We start from the raw sequence: 20,002 nt of genomic DNA on the forward strand, positions 1-20,002 counted from the left end.
CGTCAGCCGCTCACGGTGAAACCTGAACTGGTGCCGGAGATGGCTTTCGGGTCGCCCGCGACCGGTTTTGCGTCGCCCTCATAGGTGATCCGGTACTCGCCGGAGGCCGTCCCCTCGGGGATGTCCCAGGTGACCGTCACCTTCGAGGCGGCGACGCCGTAGCGCTCCCAGCGGAAGGCCGTCGACCAGTCCCCGTCGTCCGCGACGGTGCGCCATTCGCCGTCCTTCCGCGCTTCCACGCGCAGATAGGTCCCGCCCCGGTGGAGCACGTTGCCGGGGTGGGCACCCGCGAACACGACCGTCACCCGCTCCCCCGCCCGGTAGTTGGCGCGCGGGGCCGTGAGCACGTCACCGAACTCGTGCGACAGGGGCGGCGCGTCCAGCACGATCGGCGGCTGCAGGGAGATCGTCTTCCCTGAGATGTCCGGAGCGACCGGCCCGAGCGGCAGGTCCTTCCCGTCCCGCATGGCACGGGCGAGCTGCGCGGCCGTCTGCTGGATCGCCGGCAGTTGCCAGCGCCCGAACAGCGTGCTCCCGCCCTCGTACTGCTGCGAGTCGTACTCGTCGGGCGTGGTGAGGTAGTGGAAGTAGGAGTTGGCGTAGCCCGCGACGAGTACGTCCTTCACCTCGGCGCCGACGGCCTCCGCGACGGTGCGGCGCAGCCGCAGCCCGGCACACACGGTCACCTCGCCGGGCACGCCGATCAGATACAGCTGCCCGATGCGCACCAGCTGCACCGGCACCTGCTCCTGGACCCACGGGTAGATGCGGTTCATCTCGCCGACGGGAGCGACGATCCCCTTCGGCGCCTGCGCTTCGCGCAGTTCGGGGGATGCCTCGTAGATGATCGAGTCCGAGATCTTGTCCCAGAGCGGGTTCTCGCCCTCTTCGAAGCCGGGGAAGGCCGGGCCGTCCTCGAGGCTGCCGGCCGCCATCGACGCGCCGATCGCAGGCTTTGCGGTCTTGTGCTGCTTGCCGTCCCCGGTGAATTCGGGCTCGACGGTCACGTCGGAGAGGTCGATGTAGACGAGCCGCGAGTCCACGCCGCCGCTCATCTTCGTGCCCCGCTGGTCGAGTTGGCCCGCGGCGGCCTTGTACTGGCGCAGGCCGCACTCGCGGGTGTGCCCGAAGTCGGCGGGCGTCGTGGGCGGTTTCAGATCGAGGTTCGGTGACATGTCGCCGGCGTTGGTCTGCGCGAAGGCGGAGACGAAGTCCGGCGTGGTGCCGTCGAGATAGTCGGCTCCCTCGACCTCGCGCTCCCAGTGGTAGGCGGCGTAGCCCTTGTTGTCGGCGCTGATCAGCTTGTTGTCGCCGGACATGCTGGTGCCGTGCACGGCGAACCAGTTGACTGCCCCGACGGCCTGCCCGTCCCGCTCGATGCGCAGCAGCGTGCTCTGCGGGTCGATGCCGTCCGGGAAGTGGCCGCGCAGGTCGGAGGGGTTGCGCTCGAAGGCCTCGCGCGACCTGTTGGCGCTGGTTCCGGTCAACTCCCCATGCGTGAGGGTGAGTTCGGAAGGTGCGGCGTCCTCGTGGGCGCGGGTCGCGGCCTCGACGATGCCGTCGGTCATCGCCTCGAACGTCTTCTTGTGGAAGCCCAGCGTGGTGAGGTCGTAGAGCAGGTGGTGCGAGGAGCCGCCCGGTCCGCAGTGGGTGTGGGTGGCGGTGAGCATGACGTTGCGGTGCGTGTAGAGGTCGCCGTACTTCTCCCCGAGTCTGCTGAGCACGGCCTGGTGCACGCTCTCGAAGATCATGGCCGTGTCGACGACGACGAGGAGCACGCGCTGCCGCGTCTCCTGGTCCGCGAAGACGAACGCACGGGCGCGCAGGCGGGTATGGAGGCCTTGTGCCTGCTGGTCGACGCGGCCGTAGCCCATCATGCCGACCTCGGCTATCTCGCCGGTGGCATCGACGACGCCGCGTCCCACGAGATAGCCGCTGCCGGCGGCTGCTTGCACGGTGTTCTGCGACTGCGAGGCCTGGGCGCCCGGCGTGATGCCGGCCAGGCCGAGTCCGGTCAGCGCGGCGCCGGCACGCAGTACGGTGCGGCGGCTGCTGCGGGGGCCCGGGGCGGGGTCGTGCTCCGGCTGCCCGTCGGACTGGGGGGTGTGGGGGTGGGTGCTACTCAACGGGTGCTCCTCGGTAGGGCTACTTCCCGGTAACTGCCCGTTGAGCATCCCACCGTGTAACACACGCCACAATGCGCGTGCGGGGATTGGTCGGAACCAATTCCGGCGAGACTCAGCCGCGTTGAGCGACCAGCGACGCGTGCGTGGGGGCGTCGGGCACCCCGGCGGGCCGGCGCGCGGCGAACTCCTTGCGCAACTCGGGCACCACTTCCTCGCCGAGCATGTCCAGTTGCTCCAGCACGGTCTTCAGCGGAAGGCCCGCGTGGTCCATGAGGAAAAGCTGCCGCTGGTAGTCGCCGAAGGACTCGCGGAAGGTCAAGGTCTTCTCGATGACCTCCTGCGGGCTGCCCACCGTCAGCGGCGTCTGATCGGTGAACTCCTCCAGCGTCGACCCGTGCCCGTAGACCGGCGCGTTGTCGAAGTAGGGACGGAACTCCCGCACGGCGTCCTGGGAGTTCCTGCGCATGAAGACCTGGCCACCGAGCCCCACGATGGCCTGCTCCGGAGTGCCGTGCCCGTGGTGTGCGAAGCGCTCGCGGTAGAGCCCGATGAGCTTCATGTAGTGCTCCTTGGGCCAGAAGATGTTGTTCGCGAAGAAGCCGTCGCCGTAGTACGCGGCCTGCTCGGCGATCTCCGGGCTGCGGATGGAGCCGTGCCAGACGAACGGCGGCACACCGTCGAGCGGGCGCGGCGTGGAGGTGAAGCCCTCCAGCGGCGTGCGGAAGCGGCCCGCCCAGTCGACCACGTCCTCGCGCCACAGCTTGTGCAGAAGCGCGTAGTTCTCGATCGCCAGCGGGATGCCCTGCCGGATGTCCTGCCCGAACCAGGGGTAGACGGGCGCGGTGTTGCCGCGGCCCATCATCAGATCGACCCGTCCGTCGGACAGGTGCTGGAGCATCGCGTAGTCCTCGGCGATCTTCACCGGGTCGTTGGTGGTGATCAGCGTCGTCGAGGTGGAGAGGACGAGGCGTTCGGTGCGGGCGGCGATGTGGCCGAGCATGGTCGTCGGCGACGAGGGCACGAAGGGCGGATTGTGGTGCTCGCCGGTGGCGAAGACGTCGAGGCCCACCTCTTCGGCCTTCAGCGCGATCGCGATCATCGACTTGATCCGCTCGTGCTCGCTCGGCGTGCTGCCGTCGGTGGGATCGGTCGTGACGTCCCCGACGGTGAAGATCCCGAACTGCACCACTCTCACCCTCTCGCCGGCTCCGCGGAGCCATTAGTTCACTGTTGAACTACACAGTCCCACCAGTCTCCCACGCGGTCTTCCTCCATGGTCGCGCGGAGGTGCCACGGGTGGCGAAGCGCCAGGGCACCCGCCGCCGGAGGGTCCGGCCGCACACATGGCGGTGCCGCCGGAGAGACGTCCTCCGGCGGCACCGCGGCGGGTCAGCCGACCCGCCCCCTTCAGCCGATGTTCACATCGACGCAGGCATAGAAGGCATTGGCCGTGTCGGCGATGTTCCAGACGGCGAGCACCTTCTGCTTGCCCTTCAGACCGCCGAAATCGACCTGGTGCGTGACGGTCTCCCCGGGCTGGGCACCGCCGTCGTCGAACTCCGCGATCTTCGAGCCGCCGACGAAGTACTGCCAGGTGCTGGTCGAATGACGTGCCGTCAGGCGCCACTGGAAGCTCGTCGAGCTGCCGACGTTCGTGGCCGCCCAGCCCTTCCCGTCGTCGTCCAGCTCGGCGAAGCGGGAATTGCCGCCGCTGCAGCTGGTGAGCCCCTTGGGGCCCTCGACGCTCTGCGGCTCCCACTTGATGTCCCCGCACTCGACCGTGCCGGCGGCGCACTGCGCCTGACGGCTCGGCGGCGAGTTGACATAGCCGTGCGCGCTGGCCGGGGACGCCGGCAGCGTGAGGACGAGCAGAGGCGCGATCCCCGCCCCGATTCCGGCCGCGAGCTTTCTCTTGAAGTTCATGGCAACTCCTTCACGGTCCGGCCGACGGCAAGCGGCGAGGAGGGGAGGGCACACAGGTGCCGCACACCCTTACGGACGGCCTCGTTGAAAGCGGAGGCGATGTGAAGGCACGCCCCGTCAGCGGCGAAGGGCAGCCGTGGGGAGTTCTGACGGCTTCGAGCTGGGGGACCCGGTATTCACGCTCGCCATTAGTCTAGACCATAGCGATTGTCTGCCCTCGGTCAAGAGTTCCGGGAGCCATTCATGACAGCGCTTGTGGAACATCGGGGCCGCACGAGCGGTTTACGCCGCGTGCGACCGTGGGAACGCGGTCCGGGACTCCCGGCACCAAGCGCCGGCCCGGCCGAGGGCCGTCACGGTCCGACACCGTCTTCAACAGCAGGAGAGCACATGAGCACCACGGAGCTCACCAAGGACAACTTCGACGACGTCGTCGCGGACGACGGCTTCGTACTGATCGACTTCTGGGCGGGCTGGTGCGGTCCGTGCCGCCAGTTCGAGCCTGTCTACGAGGCTGCCGCCGAGCGTCACTCGGACCTGACGTTCGCCAAGGTGGACACCGAGACCGAGCAGGAGCTGGCCGCGGCCTTCGAGGTCCAGTCGATCCCCACGCTCACGATCGTGCGGGACCGCATCGTCGTCTTCTCGCAGCCGGGAGCGCTGCCCGAGTCCGCTCTCGAGGACCTGATCGGGCAGGCGCGGAACCTGGACATGGAAGAGGTCCGCCAGTCCGCCGCCGCGCCGGAGGACGAGCCGTCCGGCCAGTGAGGCCGGACGGACGCGCGTGATCAGCCCGGCTGAGTGCCCCTCTCCTCCTCGGCGTCCCGCAGGACGCGCACCCGCCGGGAGATGACGCAGGCCGCGGCGGCCGCCGCGGCGACGAACGTCACCGCCGGCATCCACGTCTGGTTGAGCCGGTGCCCCAGGAGGTGGTCGAGGGAGAGGTTGCCCGGGCCCGAGAGGGCGAGCGCCGACCCTGCCAGCCCCATGAACGCCGGAAACTCCAGTCCACCCTGGTCGTTGAAGAACCCCGCCGGCACATGGATCGAGGCGGCACCCGCCATGGCGGCCGCAACGGCGGCGCCGGCCACGGGAGTTCCCAGGCCCAGTGCGAGCAGCGTTCCGCCTCCGGCCTCACCGAGGCCGGAGGCGAGGGCGTGCGCGCGTCCGGGCCGGAAGCCGGTCTGCTCCATGAACTTGCCGGTCCCCTCCAGCCCGTGACCGCCGAACCAGCCGAAGAGCTTCTGCGTACCGTGTGCGAAGAGCACGCTTCCGGTGCCGAGGCGCAGCGCGAGGAGTCCGATGTCGTGGCGGATGCTGTGGATGCGGTGACTGCGCCCGTGGTGTCTGCGGTGGCACATCAGGTGGCCCATGGCGTCGTCCCTTCTCACGTGCTCAGGTGGGGGTCTCCGGGGATTCGGTCAGCATGCGGGACAGGTCGTAACTGACGGGCTCTTCGAGTTGGGAGTAGGTGCATCCCTGCGGATCGCGGTCGGTGCGCCAGCGCCGGAACTGCGTGGTGTGCCGGAAGCGGTCCCCTTCCATGTGGTCGTAGGCCACTTCGCAGACGCGCTCGGGGCGCAGCGGTACCCACGAGAGGTCCTTCGTGCCGCTCCAGCGGCTCGGCGCGCCCGGCATGCGGCTTTGCATGTGGGCCTCCTCGCTCTGCCAGCGCGCCCACGGGTGCGCCGCGGGGTCGGACATCCGCAGCGGTTCCAGCTCGTCCATCAGCTCGCGGCGCCGCTTCATGGTGAAGGAGGCGCACACCCCGACGTGCTGGAGCGTGCCGGAGCCGTCGTAGAGGCCGAGCAGGAGCGAACCGACGCCCTCACCGCTCTTGTGCGGGCGCAGCCCCGCGAGGACGCAGTCCGCCGTGCGCTCGTGTTTGATCTTCACCATCAGGCGCTCGTCCGGCCGGTAGGGCAGGTTGGGCGCCTTGGCCACGAGTCCGTCGAGCCCTGCGCCTTCGAACTGGTCGAACCACTGCCGGGCCAGGTCGATGTCGGTGGTCGCGGGGGCCACGAAGACAGGGTCGCGAGCCGGGCGCAGTGCGCGCTCGAGGATCGTGCGGCGCTCCTCCAGCGGCGTCTCCATGAGCGAGTCGTCGCCGAGCGCGAGTATGTCGAAGGCGACGAAGGACGCCGGGGTCTCCTCGGCGAGCATCCGCACCCGTGAGTCGGCCGGGTGGATGCGCTGCCCCAGGGCATCGAAATCGAGCCTGTCGTTGCGGGCGACGACGATCTCGCCGTCCACGACGCAGCGCTCGGGAAGGTTCTCGAGCAGCGCCGTGACCAGTTCGGGGAAGTAGCGCTTGAGGGACTTGCCGGTACGGCTGCCGATCTCGGTCTCCTCGCCGTCGCGGAAGACGATGGCGCGGAAGCCGTCCCACTTCGCTTCGTACTGCATGCCCGCAGGAATCTTCGAGGCGAGCTTGGCGAGCATCGGCTTGACGGGCGGCATCACCGGCAGATCCATGCCCAGCACTGTATTCCCGCGCGGGCGCGCCCGCCTGCTCTGCGCGTAACGGGAGGAACGCCGGCAACGCGCGACGGTGTCAGTCTCCTTCGAGGGCCGCGGCCCGGCCCCGCGCAGGGCGCCGCGGCGGACGGGGCACCAAGGCGTCCTCGTCTCTGAAGAGCTCCGCTTGGCGGGCGCGGATCTTCCCGAGGTCCGGTGCCGCACCGGCGCTGCGCCTGGCGCCCGTGGCCGTGCGGCCCGAGCGGCAGGGCACGGGAGCGGGCTCCGCTGCCGTCCGCGCCGTTCTGCGGGCGGCGGAGGAGTCGGGTGAGCGCCACATCGTCGTCCTGGGCCATCCGGCCTACTACCCCAGGTTCGGCTTCACCCGGACCTCCGTCCACGGCATCGGCCTCCCCATCGAGGTCCGCACGAGGCGGTGATGGCGCTCGCGCTCGGGGCCCGGCCACCCGCTGCCGAGCAGGACCGTGCGCTACGCCGCGCCTCTCGGCATCTGAGGCCCGCCGGTGCGGGGGCCCGGCCCCCGCACCGGCCCCGCACCCCCTGCATGCGCTGCCCCGCCGCACGGCCGCTGTTCGAAGCTTTACCGTCCGCCGGGAGGCGATCCGGCACAGGGCCGCTTAGCGTTGCGGCATGGGTGAGGCGGTGGAGCTGACGGTCGGCGGGCAGAAGGTGCGGCTGTCCAGCCCGGACAAGGTCTACTTCCCTGAGCGCGGGCTCACCAAGCTCGACGTCGCCCGGTACTACGTGACGGTCGCGGACGGCGTCGCACGTGCGCTCTTCGAGCGGCCGACCACTCTGGAGCGCTATCCGGAGGGCATCGGCGGCGAGTCGTTCTTCCAGAAGCGCGCTCCCAAGAACCTCCCCGACTGGATCCCCACGGCCAGGATCAGCTTCCCCAGCGGACGGCACGCCGACGAGATCTGCCCGACGGGTCCCGCGGCCGTGCTGTGGGCCGCGAACCTCGGCTGTCTCACCTTCCACCCCTGGCCGGTGCGCAGGGCCGACACCGACCACCCGGACGAGCTGCGCATCGACCTCGACCCGCAGCCGGGCACGGACTTCGACGACGCCGTACGCGCGGCGCAGCAACTCCAGCCGCTGCTGGAGGAGTTGGGGCTGCGTGGCTGGCCGAAGACCTCCGGCGGCCGCGGGCTGCACGTCTTCGTTCCCATCGAGCCCGAGTGGAACTTCGCGCAGGTTCGGCGCTCCGCCATCGCCATCGGCAGAGAACTGGAGCGCCGCGACCCGACCCGCATCACCACGGCGTGGTGGAAGGAGGAGCGAGGCAGCCGCATCTTCGTCGACTACAACCAGACCGCGCGGGACCGCACCATCGCCAGCGCCTACTCCGTACGCCCCAACCGCCGTGCCACCGTCTCCGCGCCGCTGCGCTGGGACGAGCTGGGCAGCGCGCATCCCGACGACTTCGACGTGGTGACCATGCCGCTGCGGTACGCCGAAGTCGGCGACGTACACGCGCAGATGGACGCGCACCGGTGCCGCCTGGACGCCGCCCTGGAGCTGGCCGACCGGGACGAGCGCGAGCACGGGCTCGGCGACCTCCCCTATCCGCCCGAGCACCCGAAGGTGAAGGGCGAGCCGAAGCGCGTACAGCCGAGCAGGGCGAAGCGCACCAACACCTCGGAGTCCTCCGGCAGTTGACGCTCCCTGACGGGCCGTCGGCGAAGCGGCGCCAGAGCTCCGATCGCCGCCGGTCAAGTACCGACTGTCCGGTCCGCCGCCCCACCCCCCGTGCGGGCAGCTAGGGTTCACCACTGGAACGGGTGTTCAAGGGGGATCGGGGAGTAAGAGGTGACCGACGAGGACCGGCTGCTGGCGGGGAGGTACCAGCTCTCCCGGCAGCTCGGCCGCGGGGGCATGGGGACGGTGTGGCTCGCGGGTGACACGCTGCTGGACCGGCACGTGGCCGTCAAGAAGCTGCATGTACCGCCACATCTGGACGACGACGAGCGGACCAGGCTCTACGAGCGCACGCGCCGCGAGGCGCGCAGCGCGGCCCGGATAAGCCATCCCGGGGTCATCGTCGTGCACGACGTGGTGGAGGAGGACGGGCTGCCGTGCATCGTCATGGAGTACGTGCCCTCCCGTTCGCTCAGCGATGTCCTGCGCGAGGACGGGCCGTTGGCGCCCGAGGCCGCGGCCCGCACCGGTGTGGCGATGGCCTCGGCGCTGCGTGCCGCCCACGCGGCAGGGGTGCTGCACCGCGATGTGAAGCCCGCCAACGTCCTGCTGTCGCGGGACGCGGAGCGCATCGTCCTCACCGACTTCGGCATCGCCGCGGCCTCCGGGACGACGACCCTCACGCGAACCGGGGAGTTCGTCGGCTCCATCAACTACGCGGCCCCGGAACGGATGCAGGGCGGCGAGTCGGGCCCGGCCGCCGACGCCTGGGCGCTCGGCGCGACGCTGTACGAGGCGGTCGAGGGCATCGCGCCGTTCCACAGGAACACCTGGGTGGAGACGGCGTACGCCACGGCGAGCGAACCGCCGCGCCCCATGGAACAGGCCGGCGCCCTCGGCGAGTTGATCGAAGCGCTGCTCGCGAAGGAGCCCGCGGACCGTCCGACGCTCCAGCAGGCGGAGGAGTGGCTCGCGGGCGCGACGGGCACCGTGGCGCTGCCGCAGGGCGCACCGTGGAACGAGCGTGAGCAGACGGCGGCAGGCCCGAGGCAGAACGGGGCACAGGAACCCACGCCTCCTCCTGCCTCCACCCCCGTCGCTCCTCCGGCTCCCGCCCCGGCCTCCGCCGTTCCGCGGCGGCGCCGGTCGCGCGCTGCCGCCTGGGCCGTGTGCGCGGTGGTGGCCGTGGCCGCCGTCGCGGGCGGCGGCTGGTGGCTGAAGCGGGAGGCCGGAGGCTCGGAGGGCGGCCCCGGCAAGCCGGGTCCGTCCGCCTCGCACTCCGGTCCGTCCCAGTCGCAGCCCCCTCCGCGTCCGCCGGTCGCGGACGGGTACCAGCGCGTCAAGGAGGACCTCGGCTTCTCCGTGGACGTGCCCGAGGGCTGGACGCGGCAGGACAGGCCCGGCGGCCAGGAGATCGACTTCCTGGGCGGCCCGTCAGGTCGTACGGACCTGAAGTTCAGCGTGCTGGACTTCGCGGGCAACAGTCCGCTCAAGCACTGGCGCAGGCTGGAGCCCGAGGTGCGGGCGAAGTCGCCGGGCTACCGCAACCTCCGTATGAACGCCACGACTTACCAGGGCCGGAAGGCCGCCATCTGGGAGTACACCTGGCAGGGGCGTGCACGGACCTACCACGCCGTGGACCTGGGCTTCGGCGAGGAAGGCCAGCAGCACTACGCGCTGTACCTCTCGGCGCCGGACGCCGAATGGGGCGCTGCCAAGAAGCACTTCGACACGGCGGTGAAGACCTTCCGTATCAGCAAGGGCAGTTGACGGGCGGCGTGGCCGGCGGCCCGCCGGCCACTGCTCAGCCGTCCTGCCAGTGCCGCCTTCCGGTGCTGATCAGCAGCAGCTGCCGCCGTGCCGTGTGCGCGACGCTCTCCTCGTCCGGTCCCTCGCCGAGCGTGGCGTCCAGGAACGCCGACGCCGTCATCACCATGTGGTCGACGAAGAGTTCGCCGAGCATCCGGATGTCCTGAGCGCTCCATCCGGCCGAGACGTCGTCGGCGGCCAGCGCGTCGGCGACCTCCTCGGCGAAGCGGTCCAACTCGGCGCCTATGGCGGCCCGTACGGCCGGTACACCGCCGTGGCGTTCCCGCACGACGAAGCGGATGTGCGTCGGGTGCTCGCGTACGTAGCGGGCGATCGCGGTGACGGTTCGCTCGATCCGGGCGGCCTCGTCGGCGGGGCCGGCGAGGATCTCGCGTACGACGCCGTGCAGTGACCCGAGCGACTCCTCGACGAGGGCGACGCCCAGATCGCTCATGTCCCTGAAGTGCCGGTAGAAGGCGGCCGGAGCCACTCCCACGACGCGCGTGACCTCGCGCAGCCCGAGGCTGCTGAGGCTCTGGTGCTCCAGCAGCCCCAGGCCCGCGTCGAGAAGGGCGCCGCGGGTCCTGGCCTTCTGTGTCTCCCGGGCGGTCGGCGTGGAGGTGTGGCTCATGTCATTGAGTAAACAGGTGTTCTCGCTCCTCTGCCAAGGTAACCTGTTCTCAGTGAACAGTTGTAACTCCAACTGTTCACTGAGAAGTGGGGAGGCGGACGGTCCATTCCGCGATCACCGTCCCTCCGAGACGAAAGGGCAGACATGATCTTCATCGTTGCCGCATTCCTCCTGCTGGGACTCCTGGTGGGAACCGCGGCGCACATCCCGCTGCCGGCGACCCTCGCCGCAGCCGCGGCGATCGGCGCCTGGCTGCTGATCTTCGCCGTCCGTGAGCGCAAGCACCACCGTCAGGGGAGCTGACCGTGAACGCCATGAACACCCTTGTCCGGCCCGGCACTTCGGACCCGAAGGCACACAAGGTGAATGCCTCGGGCACTGCCGGCGAACAGCCCCGCGCCGCCGCCGCGGCACGCCTGCGTGACGCCGACGGCATGGCCGTCGCCTCGTTCGTCATGGGCCTGGCCGGGCTGCTCGTCTTCAACCTCGTCCTCGGCCCGTGCGCCCTGGTGCTCGCCGGCCTCGCCCTGATGCGCGGCACGACGCGCCGCACCCGGGCGGTGCTCGGACTGACGCTCGGCGTCGCCGACCTCGCCGTGCTCGCGACGGTCGCCGCCGCCGACCAGTCGTTCTCCTGGAGCATCACCGGCTGAGCGGCTGCGTTCCGGGCCGGGCCGGCGACGGCTCGGCCAGCAGGAGCGCGAAGCGTCCCTCCTCGTCCGTCCACCAGTGGCTCAACGCGAAGCCGCCACGAGCGAGTTCGTCCGTGAACGGGGCGCGGCGGAACTTCACGGCGATCTCCGTGAGGATCTCCTCGCCCTCCTCGAACTCCGCGGTCATGCCCAGGGCGGGCAGCTCCACGGCCTGCGCGCGGAGCGAGCGCAGCCGCATCTCGATCCGCTCCTCCTGCTCGTTCCACACCGCGACGTGCTGGAAGGCGTCCGGGTCGAAGCCGGCGCCGAGTTCGCGGTTGAGTACCCGCAGGACGTTCTTGTTGAACTCGGCCGTCACGCCCTGGGCGTCGTCGTACGCCGGGACGAGCACCTTCGGGTCCTTGACGAGGTCGGCGCCGAGCAACAGGGCGTCCCCCGGCCGGAGTTCGGCGCGCAGCGCGGCGTAGAACGCCGGCCGCGCCTCACCGTCGAGATTGCCGAGGGTCCCCCCGAGGAAGGCCACCAGACGCGGCCCCGGGGCGGCCTCCGGGTCCGGCATCCCGAGGTCCGTCTCCAGGTCGGTCACGCAGCCGGTGACCCGCAGGTCCGGGTAGTCGCGGCACAGCTGCTCGCCGGCCTCGCTCAGCGCGTCGGCGCTGACGTCGAGCGCGGCGTAGGACTCCAGGGTGCCGCGGCGCAGCAGGCTGTCGAGCAGCAGCCGAGTCTTGCGCGACGAGCCGGAACCCAGCTCGACAAGGGTGCGGGCACCGGTCGCCGCGGCGATCTCGTCGCACCGCTCGGCGAGGATCGCGTGCTCGGCCCGCGTCGGGTAGTACTCGGGCAACTGTGTGATCTCTTCGAAGAGTTCGCTTCCGCGGCCGTCGTAGAACCACTTCGGCGGCAGCGTCTTGGGGCGGCCGGTCAGCCCCTTGAGCACGTCGGTGTGGAGCGCGTCGGTGAAGTATCCGTCGGGCAGACGGCGGGTGAGGTCGAAGCAGCCCGTCATCAGGATCTCCTCGCGTGAATGCCGGTGACGCCCCCGGACACATGTGCCGGGGGCCGCTGTGCGGTGTGGACCAGGGGGACGGTGCGTACGGACGAGACGGTGGCCACGAGCAGCGAGTCCTCCGGGACTTCCTGCCAGCCGGCCTCGGATTCGTCGGCGGGGGCGTCGTCCGGTTCGGAGGCGACGCGCACGCTTCCGGGCCCCGTGCGATACCAGAGGGTGTCGCCGCAGCGGGTGGCCCAGATGGTGCGGCCGTCCGTGAGAAGGAAGTTGAGCCGGGCGCCCGTGCGTATGCCCCTGATGCGCACCGCGAGCCACGCGAGGGCGTCCTCGGCCGGCTCACCCGCGCGGATCCTGTTCGTCAGCAGCGCCCACAGCAGCGCGGAGTCGCAGCGGGCCTCCAGCCCGAGCAGTTCGTCGGGCTCCATGGTCAGGCCGAGGTCCTGAACGAGGCGCTCCCAGTCGCGCACGGCGCCGTTGTGGCTGAAGAGCAGCCGTCCGTCCGCGTACGGTGCCGGGGCGGTCTCGTCCTGAGCGGTGCCCTCGGTGGCGTCGCGCACTGCGGCGAGCACTGCTGTGCTGTGCACCGCCCGCGTGAGGTCGGGAAGGTTCACGTCGGCCCAGACGGGAACGGCTCGGCGGTAGCGAGCGGGGAGTTGCTCGTCCTCCGCTCCCGTGTGGTCGTCCCGCGACCGCGGTGCGGGGTACCAACCCAGCCCGAAGCCATCGGCGTTGACGGTCCCGTACCGCTGCATGCGGGGAGCCCACGACTGCTCGTACAGTCCGCCCGGGGGACGGATCACGAGGTCGGCCAGGGACGATGCCGGCCCGAGGTAGGCGAGATGGCGGCACATCAGTCCGCTCCCCCGCTGCTGCGCGCCGTGCGGAACCCGGCGAAGATCTGGCGGCGCACCGGCAGGTCCCAGTTGCGGAACGTGCCCCGGCAGGCGACCTCGTCGGTCCCGAACGACCCGCCGCGCAGCACCTTGTGGTCGCTTCCGAAGAAGACCTCGGAGTACTCGCGATACGGGAAGGCCTTGAAGCCCGGGTAGCCGGTGAAGTCCGAGGCGGTCCACTCCCACACGTCGCCGATCATCTGCCGGGCACCGCACGGTGCGGCACCGGCGGCGTAGGCACCGACCGGTGCGGGACGCAGATGGCGCTGGCCCAGGTTGGCTCGTCCTTCGTCGGGTTCGTCGTCGCCCCACGGGTAGCGGCGGGATTCACCGGTCTCCGGGTCGTGGCGGGCGGCCTTCTCCCACTCGGCCTCCGTCGGCAGCCGGCGCCCTGCCCAGCGTGCGTACGCGTCCGCCTCGTACCAGCACACGTGCATGACCGGCTCCCCGGGCGGGACTCGCTCGGTGTAGCCGAAGCGGCGCCGCAGCCACGTCTCCCCGTCCCTGCGCCAGAACAGGGGGGCGGTCAGCTCCGTCTTCTGCACGTACGCCCAGCCCTCGGGATCCCACCAGCGCTCGTCCTGGTATCCGCCGTCCTCGATGAAGCGCTGGTAGGCGCCGTTGGTCACGGGCACGGCGTCGAGGTCAAAGGCCGCGACGTCGACGGTGTGCGCGGGACGCTCGTTGTCCAGCGCCCACGGCTCGGTGGAGGTACCCATGGTGAACGGGCCAGCCGGCACGTGCACTTCACCGCGCCTCGCGTCCGTGGCCCTGGAGGTGGGCGCGGGAGGATCGGGGGCGTCGAGCACGGCACGGCCGCGGCGCAACTGGTGCGTGGCGAGCATGGTCTCGTCGTGCTGCTGCTCGTGCTGGGCGACCATGCCGAAGACGAAGTCGCCCTCGAAGAGGGCACTGTCGACGCCGTCGGGCGGCGGCGCGGAGAGCACCTCCAGCGCGCGGGCGCGCACTTCGGCGATGTAGGCGCGGGCCGCGTCGGGCGAGAGCATCGGCAGGGTGGGCCGGTCGGCGCGCGGCGTCCGGAACGCGTCGTAGACCGCGTCGAGATCGGGACGCACTCCGCTCGTGCCGCCCGCCTCGCGCAGCAGCCAGATGTCCTCCTGATTGCCCACGTGCGCCAGGTCCCACGCGAGCGGTGACATCAACTTGGAGTGCTGCGCCGTCAGTTCTGCCTCGTCCAGACAGTCCGTGAGGGCCTCGGTCCGCCGCCGCGCCCGTTCCAGGGCCGCGAGCGCACGCTCACGGCCCGCGGGCGCCGCCTCGGCCGTGGTGGCCTGCGCGGCTGAGTGTTCGGACATCTTCGGGTGTCTCCTCTCATGTGTGCACGACGGGGGCGGGCGCGAAGGCGCGCGGCGATCAGCCGCCGGTCTCAGCCGCGCATCGCGTCCAGTTGGTCGTGGGCGGGGCAGCGTCCGCGCTCGGAGTAGCGCTCGGCGAATTCGGCGACCGCGTCGTGCACCACGCTGCCGTGGTCGTTGCGGGAGAGCGCGGACTCCGCCGCCGCGACGCAGCGGCGCACCACCGGTCCCAGCAGCGGGTCGGCGGGCCCGTCCCGCGCGGCGCGCTGCCAGGCCACCGGGTCGCACTCGAGAGGTTCCGTCGCCTCCCAGGCGGAGTCCGCGGCGACGGGGTCGTCCAGCAGGGTCGCCGCGACGGCGGTGGCCGCGATCCAGCCGTCGCCGCACTGAGCGTCGATCATCCGCAGCTCCAGCCAGCCGCGAGGGCGCACCGGCGGGAAGAGCGTGCCCAGGTGATAGTCCAGATCGTCGCGCGTGGGGCGGCGTTCACCGTGGGCGCCCTTCAGCCAGGCGCGGAAGGAGAGCCGGGGCGGCGCGGTCCATTCGGCCGGCGGGTCCCGCCGCAGGCAGAGAAGTTCGGCATCGAGCGCGTGCCGTGCCCAGCCTTCGCGGGGGTCGCTGTGCGGGCGCGGCGGGCCGGTGCGCGAGGGGTCGGCACGGGCCCACACGCTCTGCCGGGTGGAGACCCACCCGGTCGGACGGGAGCGCCACAGCGGCGAGTTGGCGAACGCCGCCACCAGTACCGGACCGAGCCGGTGTGCGAGCCGCCAGCGGTAGCGGTAGCCGGAGGGCCCGTCGGAGTCGTCACCCGCGTCCAGGCTGACCTGGACGGCGGCGGTGGCCCTCATCATCATCCGGCCCCAGGGGCCGGAACGGTCGAAGTGCGCCTCCATGGCGCGGTAGCGGGGATCCTCCAGCACCCGTGGTGGGCTGAGATACGGGTCGAGGCCCCGTCCGTAGAGCAGCGCCCCGGAGCTGCGAACCCGGTGACGCAGTACGGTCAGATCGGCGGCGGTGACGGCGATGCACTCGGAGAGCGTCTCGCCCGGCGGGGAGGAGACTTCGAGTTGACCGCCGGGTTCCCGTGTCAGCCTGCTCCCGCCCGGCAGGCCGCGGGTCCACAGCGGGTCCAGCGCCTTCTCCAGCCTGCGGGGAGCGACGGCGCGGGAGGGCGCTGACCGGTCGCGGATGAGCCATTCCAGCTCCACTCCGACGCGGCGCGGCGGCCCGGTCTTGAAACAGATCCCGCCGACGTACGCGGCTGCTTCGTCCTCGTTCAGCACGGCATCCATGGGATCCGGCGCCTCCTGTGGATACGGACGGTGCGTGTGCGTTTGGTCCTGTGGAGTCCGAGACTGCTTCGGGGACGGGCTGGGCGCAAGACGGCAGCACCCGGCGGGGTGCGCCCCGGGTGGCCCGCGGGTGACGGACGAAAAAACGCATGGCGAGGGCCGAATGGCGGTTTGCGCTCCAGGGAGCGGTCAACTCGTCGCGGCGTGAGAGACATCGAGATCAGCAGACCGGAGAAGGTGCTCTTCCCGGACGACGGCATCACCAAGAGCGAACTCGCCGAGCACTACCGGCGCGTGGCCTCCCGCGCCATACCACGGCTGCGCGGCCGTGCCCTGATGATGGAGCGCCATCCGGACGGCATCGGCGGCAAGCCCCTGATGCAGAAGAACGCCCCCGACTACTTCCCTGACTGGGTGCACACCGCCGAACTGCCCAAGGAGAACGGCACGGTGCGGCACGTGGTGTGCGACAACGCCGACACCCTGGTGTATCTCGCCGGGCAGGCGTGCATCACCACGCACCGCTGGATGTCGAGGACGGACCGGCCTCACCATCCGGACCTGCTCGTCTTCGACCTGGACCCCAGCGGCGACGCGGACTTCGAGGACGTGCGGTGGGCGGCGTCGTGCGTGGGCGGACTTCTGGAGGTTGTCGAGTTGCCGACGCAGCTGATGACGACGGGCTCGCGCGGCCTGCACGTCATCGCCGCCCTCGACCGCAAGTCGGACTTCGACTCCGTGCGGGAATTCGCCCGCAGGGTCGCCCGTGTACTGGTGGCGCGCCACCCCGGACGGCTCACCGACGAGCCCCGCAAGGCCGACCGCGGCGACCGCATCTACCTGGACATCCAGCGCAACGCCTACGCGCAGACGGCCGTCGCTCCCTACTCGGTGCGTGCACGTCCCGGCGCACCCGTCGCCACGCCGATCGGGTGGTCGGAGCTGGACGACCGGAAGCTGCGCCCCGACCGGTGGAACGTCCGCAACATCGCCGACAGGCTGCGCGAGGACGACCCGTGGGACGGAACGGCCACCCGGGGCCGGTCGGTGCGGGCGGCGGACAGGCGCCTGTCGGCGAGGATCTGACGCCCGCACGCCCGAATGACCGCGCGTCCGGCCGGCCGGAGGCGCCCGCGTCAGCCGCGGCACGCCTCCAGCAGCCGCAGCCACACCTCGCTGACCGTCGGGTACGAGGGCACGGCATGCCACAGCCGCTCGAGCGGCACCTCGCCGGCCACGGCGACGGTCGCGGAGTGCAGCAGTTCGCTGACGCCCGGACCGACGAAGGTGACGCCCACGACCACCTCGCGGTCGATGTCGACGACCATGCGGGCGCGGCCGCGGTAACCGTCCGCGTAGAGCGCGGCCCCGGCGACCTCCCCCATGTCCAGGTCCGCCACGCGCACCCGCAGCCCCCGCTGTTCCGCATCCGCGGCGGTCAGCCCGACCGACGCGGCCTCGGGGTCGGTGAAGACGACCTGCGGGACGGCGTCGTGGTCGGCGGTGGCGGCGTGCGCACCCCAGCGGTCGGTCTCCAGCAGCGGCACGCCCGCGGCCCGCGCACCGATGGCGCTCCCCGCGATGCGGGCCTGGTACTTGCCCTGGTGCGTGAGTAGTGCACGGCCATTGGCGTCGCCCACGGCGTACAGCCAGCCGCCGTGCACGCCCGTCACCCGGAGGCTGTCGTCCACCGCCAGCCAGCCGCCCGGCTCGCAGCCCACCGTCTCCAGGCCCAGATCGTCGGTGCGTGGCTTGCGGCCGGTGGCGAAGAGCACCTCGTCGACCTCCAGCCTGCTGCCGTCGCTGAGTGAGAGCGTGACCGGCCGGTCCGGGGAGGGCCGCTCCAGGCTCTCGACGGAGACACCGGTACGCACCTTCGCCCCGGCCTCGGTGAGCGATTCGGCGACCAGCTCCCCGGCGAAGGGCTCCATGCGGGGCAGCAGCCGGTCGCCGCGTACCAGCACCGTCACGTCGGAGCCGAGCGCCTGCCAGGCGGTGGCCATCTCCGCCCCGACCACTCCCCCGCCGACGACCGCCAGGCGCCCCGGCACCTCCTTGGAGGACGTGGCGTCACGGCTGGTCCACGGCCGCGCATCGGCGATGCCCGGAAGGTCCGGCAGGGCGGCGCGGCTGCCCGTGCAGACGGCGACGGCATGCCGGGCCGTGAGTGTCCGGGCCGAGCCGTCCGGGGTCTCGACGATCACGCGGCGGGGGCCGTCGAGGCGGCCGTGACCGCGTACGAGGTCGACCGCGACGGAGTCCAGCCAGGCGACCTGGTTCCCGTCCTGCCAGTTCGAGGTGAACGAGGTACGCCGGGCCAGGACCGCGTCCGCGTCCAGCCCGCCGTCCACGGCCTGCGCGGCACCGGCCACGCGCCGGGCGTCGGCGAGTGCGGCGACGGGACGAAGCAGCGCCTTGCTGGGCATGCACGCCCAGTAGGAGCAGTCGCCCCCGACGAGTTCGCTCTCGACGACGACCGCACCGAGCCCCATGGCATGCGCCCGCTCGGCGACGTTCTCTCCCACCGGGCCCGCTCCGATCACGATGACGTCGAACTCGTCGCCGTCAGGGGCGCCGGTGGTCGGAGCGGTCGCCTCGGAGCGTGTCATGTCGGCCTCCACGTGCTCGGTGCTGGAGTGGTGCGGGTGCGCGCAGGCGATGGTCGTAAACGGTTCTGGAGGCCGGTGGAGTATTCGAGCGCCGGCAGGTGCGGCTCGGCTCGCCCGGGTGGGCTCAGCCCGCCTTGGTGGGCACCATTACGACCGGGCAGTGGGCGTGGTGCAGCACCGCGTGGGCGACGGACCCGAGTTGCAGTCCGAGGCGGCGCTGCTGATGACGGTGCACGGCGATCACGAGGACGTCGGCGGCGCGGCTGGCCTCGATGAGGGTCGCCGCCGGGCTGCCGCCCTGTTCGTCGGCGCTGACCTTCACCCCCGGATGGTCCTTGGAGAGCGGGTCGACCATCTTGCGTACGAGGTCCGAGGCGGCGGAGCGGGCCTGCTGGGCCTCGCTGGGCGGCACTTGGAGCCTGCCGGGCATGCGGGGCTGGTTCCAGGCGTGCAGCACACGCAGCGACGAGCCGCGGCGGGCGGCCTCCTCGAAGCCGTAGCGCAGCGCGGGCTCGTCCGAATCGGAGTGCATGCCCACCATGACGGTGCCGCGCTCGGCACCGTCACTCTTCCGGCTGTCGCCCACGACGAGCAGCGGGCCCTCGCAGTGCGTGGCGACGCGGAGGCTGACCGAGCCGATGAGCAGCCCGGCGAATCCGCCGTGCCCGCGGGTTCCGACCACGGTCAGCGCGGCGCTCTTGCTGGCCTTCACGAGGGTGTCGGCAGCCAGTGCCTCGGTGTGGATCTGCGCCATGACGCGCAGTCCGGGAACGTGCTCATGGGCGCGCTTCCCGGCGTCGTCGAGGACGGTCGCCGCCGCGGCCCTGATGCGTTCGGTGTCGGCCTCCGTAACCGGGACCCGGGAGCGGCGCGGCCATCCGGCGGAAATCACCATCTCGAGCGCGACGCCTCTCCGGCCCGCCTCCTCCGCGGCCATGTCGAGGGCGCGCAGCGAAGGTTCAGATCCGTCGACGCCGACGATCACGCGGCCTTCGGCGGCTGGGGCTGCGGAGCGGTCATTCATCTGGCGGCTCTCCTCGGGTCGGCTCGTGCGTATGTCCCAGTGTGCGGGATTCGCGCGATCGCCGGGAGAAGGCGTGGCGACGCAGTGGGACGAGGGGACGCGTCCGAACCGAGTGTGACGGCGAGAGATTGACACGGAGTGAACTGGCGCCCTGTGGACGTGAGGTCTCGTCCCGCCCGTGTTCCTGGGTCCGCGGGTGGTCAGCTGCCCGAGGAACCGCCGGAGCCGCCGCGCTGGGCGCCGCGGGCGACCTCACGCAGCCAGGCCGGCCGGTCGGCGATCTCCAGCAACAGGAGCAGCCGCGTCAACGGGGCGTCCCAGTCGCAGTGTTCGAGCTCCGCGATGGCTGCCTGGGCGTCCAGCGGCCCGGCCGAGGCGGGACGTTCGAATCCGTATGAGGTCACCAGGACTCCAGAGTGAGGGACAGATGAGCCGAACTGCGGTGAAGCCGGGGCACGTTCACCGTTTCCAGTACCGCTGCGTGAGCCATTCTCCCCGCGCGTACTTACGGCTGCAAGTACATCTGCAATTACAGATGCAAGAACGCCCGGCTGTGAGACAGTACGGTCCAACACCCCCCGTACGGCTGTCAGATGGA

General features: G+C 71.3%; 19 protein-coding genes and 1 pseudogene. 7 read left to right on the forward strand and 13 right to left on the reverse strand.

The window, feature by feature from the left end; translation table 11 throughout:
- Positions 1 to 2: 2 nt before the first annotated feature.
- From G4Z16_RS03220 to G4Z16_RS03230, 3 genes are all read right to left on the reverse strand, one after another.
- Positions 3 to 2,126 carry a neutral/alkaline ceramidase gene (locus tag G4Z16_RS03220; protein ID WP_246530655.1) on the reverse strand — a complete coding sequence of 708 codons (2,124 nt, stop codon included), beginning with the start codon at positions 2,124 to 2,126 and terminating at the stop codon, positions 3 to 5.
- 112 nt (positions 2,127 to 2,238) lie between these two features.
- Positions 2,239 to 3,312 carry an LLM class flavin-dependent oxidoreductase gene (locus tag G4Z16_RS03225; protein ID WP_197349079.1) on the reverse strand — a complete coding sequence of 358 codons (1,074 nt, stop codon included), beginning with the start codon at positions 3,310 to 3,312 and terminating at the stop codon, positions 2,239 to 2,241.
- A 221-nt stretch (positions 3,313 to 3,533) separates the two neighbouring features.
- Complete coding sequence (locus tag G4Z16_RS03230; protein ID WP_197349080.1) at positions 3,534 to 4,049, reverse strand: lytic polysaccharide monooxygenase auxiliary activity family 9 protein; 516 nt, start codon at positions 4,047 to 4,049, stop codon at positions 3,534 to 3,536.
- Between the two features lie 390 nt (positions 4,050 to 4,439).
- Between G4Z16_RS03230 and G4Z16_RS03235 the strand changes: the two genes are divergently transcribed.
- The gene (locus G4Z16_RS03235; protein ID WP_197349081.1) at positions 4,440 to 4,817 is read left to right on the forward strand and encodes a thioredoxin family protein; all 378 of its coding nucleotides are present in this window, start codon (positions 4,440 to 4,442) and stop codon (positions 4,815 to 4,817) included.
- Between the two features lie 20 nt (positions 4,818 to 4,837).
- Here G4Z16_RS03235 and G4Z16_RS03240 read toward each other — a convergent pair whose 3' ends face one another.
- Entirely contained in the window at positions 4,838 to 5,422 is a 585-nt protein-coding gene (locus G4Z16_RS03240; RefSeq protein ID WP_425508145.1) for a DoxX family protein, read from the reverse strand.
- Positions 5,423 to 5,444: 22 nt separating this feature from the next.
- Positions 5,445 to 6,524 (reverse strand): ATP-dependent DNA ligase, encoded by a 1,080-nt coding sequence (locus G4Z16_RS03245; RefSeq protein ID WP_197349082.1) that lies wholly within the window; start codon positions 6,522 to 6,524, stop codon positions 5,445 to 5,447.
- A 197-nt stretch (positions 6,525 to 6,721) separates the two neighbouring features.
- On the opposite strand from G4Z16_RS03245, the pseudogene G4Z16_RS32280 reads away from it, so the two are divergent.
- The 3 genes and pseudogenes from G4Z16_RS32280 to G4Z16_RS03260 form a co-directional block, all read left to right on the forward strand.
- Positions 6,722 to 7,021: pseudogene (locus G4Z16_RS32280) on the forward strand (GNAT family N-acetyltransferase); the annotation flags it as partial.
- A 136-nt stretch (positions 7,022 to 7,157) separates the two neighbouring features.
- A complete protein-coding gene (ligD, locus tag G4Z16_RS03255; protein ID WP_197349083.1) occupies positions 7,158 to 8,189 on the forward strand; it encodes a non-homologous end-joining DNA ligase in 1,032 nt (343 codons plus the stop codon).
- Between the two features lie 150 nt (positions 8,190 to 8,339).
- Complete coding sequence (locus tag G4Z16_RS03260) at positions 8,340 to 9,938, forward strand: serine/threonine-protein kinase (RefSeq protein WP_197349084.1); 1,599 nt, start codon at positions 8,340 to 8,342, stop codon at positions 9,936 to 9,938.
- Positions 9,939 to 9,972: 34 nt separating this feature from the next.
- Here the strand turns inward: G4Z16_RS03260 and G4Z16_RS03265 are convergent, their stop codons facing one another.
- The gene (locus G4Z16_RS03265; RefSeq protein WP_197349085.1) at positions 9,973 to 10,608 is read right to left on the reverse strand and encodes a TetR family transcriptional regulator; all 636 of its coding nucleotides are present in this window, start codon (positions 10,606 to 10,608) and stop codon (positions 9,973 to 9,975) included.
- A 144-nt stretch (positions 10,609 to 10,752) separates the two neighbouring features.
- On the opposite strand from G4Z16_RS03265, the gene G4Z16_RS03270 reads away from it, so the two are divergent.
- Positions 10,753 to 10,911 (forward strand): hypothetical protein, encoded by a 159-nt coding sequence (locus G4Z16_RS03270; protein ID WP_197349086.1) that lies wholly within the window; start codon positions 10,753 to 10,755, stop codon positions 10,909 to 10,911.
- A gap of 11 nt (positions 10,912 to 10,922) precedes the next feature.
- Positions 10,923 to 11,261, forward strand: a complete 339-nt coding sequence (locus G4Z16_RS32285) for a DUF4190 domain-containing protein (RefSeq protein ID WP_246530656.1) — start codon at positions 10,923 to 10,925, stop codon at positions 11,259 to 11,261.
- Here the strand turns inward: G4Z16_RS32285 and egtD are convergent.
- The 4 genes from egtD to egtA all read right to left on the reverse strand — a co-directional run bounded on the left by egtD (position 11,251) and on the right by egtA (position 15,771).
- Positions 11,251 to 12,267, reverse strand: coding sequence for an L-histidine N(alpha)-methyltransferase (gene egtD, locus G4Z16_RS03280; RefSeq protein WP_197349087.1), 1,017 nt, complete (start codon positions 12,265 to 12,267; stop codon positions 11,251 to 11,253). The genes G4Z16_RS32285 and egtD overlap by 11 nt on opposite strands.
- Positions 12,267 to 13,121 (reverse strand): ergothioneine biosynthesis protein EgtC, encoded by an 855-nt coding sequence (gene egtC, locus G4Z16_RS03285; protein ID WP_197349088.1) that lies wholly within the window; start codon positions 13,119 to 13,121, stop codon positions 12,267 to 12,269. The genes egtD and egtC overlap by 1 nt, the downstream gene beginning before the upstream one ends.
- Positions 13,121 to 14,479, reverse strand: a complete 1,359-nt coding sequence (gene egtB / locus G4Z16_RS03290) for an ergothioneine biosynthesis protein EgtB (RefSeq protein ID WP_197349089.1) — start codon at positions 14,477 to 14,479, stop codon at positions 13,121 to 13,123. Before egtB ends, egtC begins: the two co-directional genes overlap by 1 nt.
- Positions 14,480 to 14,550: 71 nt before the next feature.
- Positions 14,551 to 15,771, reverse strand: a complete 1,221-nt coding sequence (egtA, locus tag G4Z16_RS03295; protein WP_197349090.1) for an ergothioneine biosynthesis glutamate--cysteine ligase EgtA — start codon at positions 15,769 to 15,771, stop codon at positions 14,551 to 14,553.
- Positions 15,772 to 15,975: 204 nt separating this feature from the next.
- Between egtA and ligD (G4Z16_RS03300) the strand changes: the two genes are divergently transcribed.
- A complete protein-coding gene (gene ligD / locus G4Z16_RS03300) occupies positions 15,976 to 16,857 on the forward strand; it encodes a non-homologous end-joining DNA ligase (RefSeq protein ID WP_246530657.1) in 882 nt (293 codons plus the stop codon).
- Positions 16,858 to 16,907: 50 nt separating this feature from the next.
- Here ligD (G4Z16_RS03300) and G4Z16_RS03305 read toward each other — a convergent pair whose 3' ends face one another.
- The 3 genes from G4Z16_RS03305 to G4Z16_RS03315 all read right to left on the reverse strand — a co-directional run bounded on the left by G4Z16_RS03305 (position 16,908) and on the right by G4Z16_RS03315 (position 19,808).
- The gene (locus G4Z16_RS03305; RefSeq protein WP_197349092.1) at positions 16,908 to 18,380 is read right to left on the reverse strand and encodes a dihydrolipoyl dehydrogenase family protein; all 1,473 of its coding nucleotides are present in this window, start codon (positions 18,378 to 18,380) and stop codon (positions 16,908 to 16,910) included.
- A 124-nt stretch (positions 18,381 to 18,504) separates the two neighbouring features.
- The gene (locus G4Z16_RS03310) at positions 18,505 to 19,404 is read right to left on the reverse strand and encodes a universal stress protein (RefSeq protein ID WP_197349093.1); all 900 of its coding nucleotides are present in this window, start codon (positions 19,402 to 19,404) and stop codon (positions 18,505 to 18,507) included.
- 200 nt (positions 19,405 to 19,604) lie between these two features.
- Entirely contained in the window at positions 19,605 to 19,808 is a 204-nt protein-coding gene (locus G4Z16_RS03315) for a hypothetical protein (protein ID WP_197349094.1), read from the reverse strand.
- Between the last annotated feature and the right edge of the window lie 194 nt (positions 19,809 to 20,002).

Source organism: Streptomyces bathyalis (assembly GCF_015910445.1).
GTDB lineage: Bacteria > Actinomycetota > Actinomycetes > Streptomycetales > Streptomycetaceae > Streptomyces > Streptomyces bathyalis.

Excerpts from the sequence above, each read along its gene's own strand:
- G4Z16_RS03230 (WP_197349080.1), bottom strand. The coding sequence starts at position 4,049 with ATGAACTTCAAGAGAAAGCTCGCGGCCGGAATCGGGGCGGGGATCGCG.
- G4Z16_RS03235 (WP_197349081.1), top strand. The coding sequence starts at position 4,440 with ATGAGCACCACGGAGCTCACCAAGGACAACTTCGACGACGTCGTCGCG.
- G4Z16_RS03240 (WP_425508145.1), bottom strand. The coding sequence starts at position 5,422 with ATGGGCCACCTGATGTGCCACCGCAGACACCACGGGCGCAGTCACCGC.
- G4Z16_RS03245 (WP_197349082.1), bottom strand. The coding sequence starts at position 6,524 with ATGGATCTGCCGGTGATGCCGCCCGTCAAGCCGATGCTCGCCAAGCTC.
- ligD (WP_197349083.1), top strand. The coding sequence starts at position 7,158 with ATGGGTGAGGCGGTGGAGCTGACGGTCGGCGGGCAGAAGGTGCGGCTG.
- G4Z16_RS03265 (WP_197349085.1), bottom strand. The coding sequence starts at position 10,608 with ATGAGCCACACCTCCACGCCGACCGCCCGGGAGACACAGAAGGCCAGG.
- G4Z16_RS03270 (WP_197349086.1), top strand. The coding sequence starts at position 10,753 with ATGATCTTCATCGTTGCCGCATTCCTCCTGCTGGGACTCCTGGTGGGA.
- G4Z16_RS32285 (WP_246530656.1), top strand. The coding sequence starts at position 10,923 with ATGAACACCCTTGTCCGGCCCGGCACTTCGGACCCGAAGGCACACAAG.
- egtD (WP_197349087.1), bottom strand. The coding sequence starts at position 12,267 with ATGACGGGCTGCTTCGACCTCACCCGCCGTCTGCCCGACGGATACTTC.
- egtC (WP_197349088.1), bottom strand. The coding sequence starts at position 13,121 with ATGTGCCGCCATCTCGCCTACCTCGGGCCGGCATCGTCCCTGGCCGAC.
- egtB (WP_197349089.1), bottom strand. The coding sequence starts at position 14,479 with ATGTCCGAACACTCAGCCGCGCAGGCCACCACGGCCGAGGCGGCGCCC.
- egtA (WP_197349090.1), bottom strand. The coding sequence starts at position 15,771 with ATGGATGCCGTGCTGAACGAGGACGAAGCAGCCGCGTACGTCGGCGGG.
- G4Z16_RS03305 (WP_197349092.1), bottom strand. The coding sequence starts at position 18,380 with ATGACACGCTCCGAGGCGACCGCTCCGACCACCGGCGCCCCTGACGGC.
- G4Z16_RS03310 (WP_197349093.1), bottom strand. The coding sequence starts at position 19,404 with ATGAATGACCGCTCCGCAGCCCCAGCCGCCGAAGGCCGCGTGATCGTC.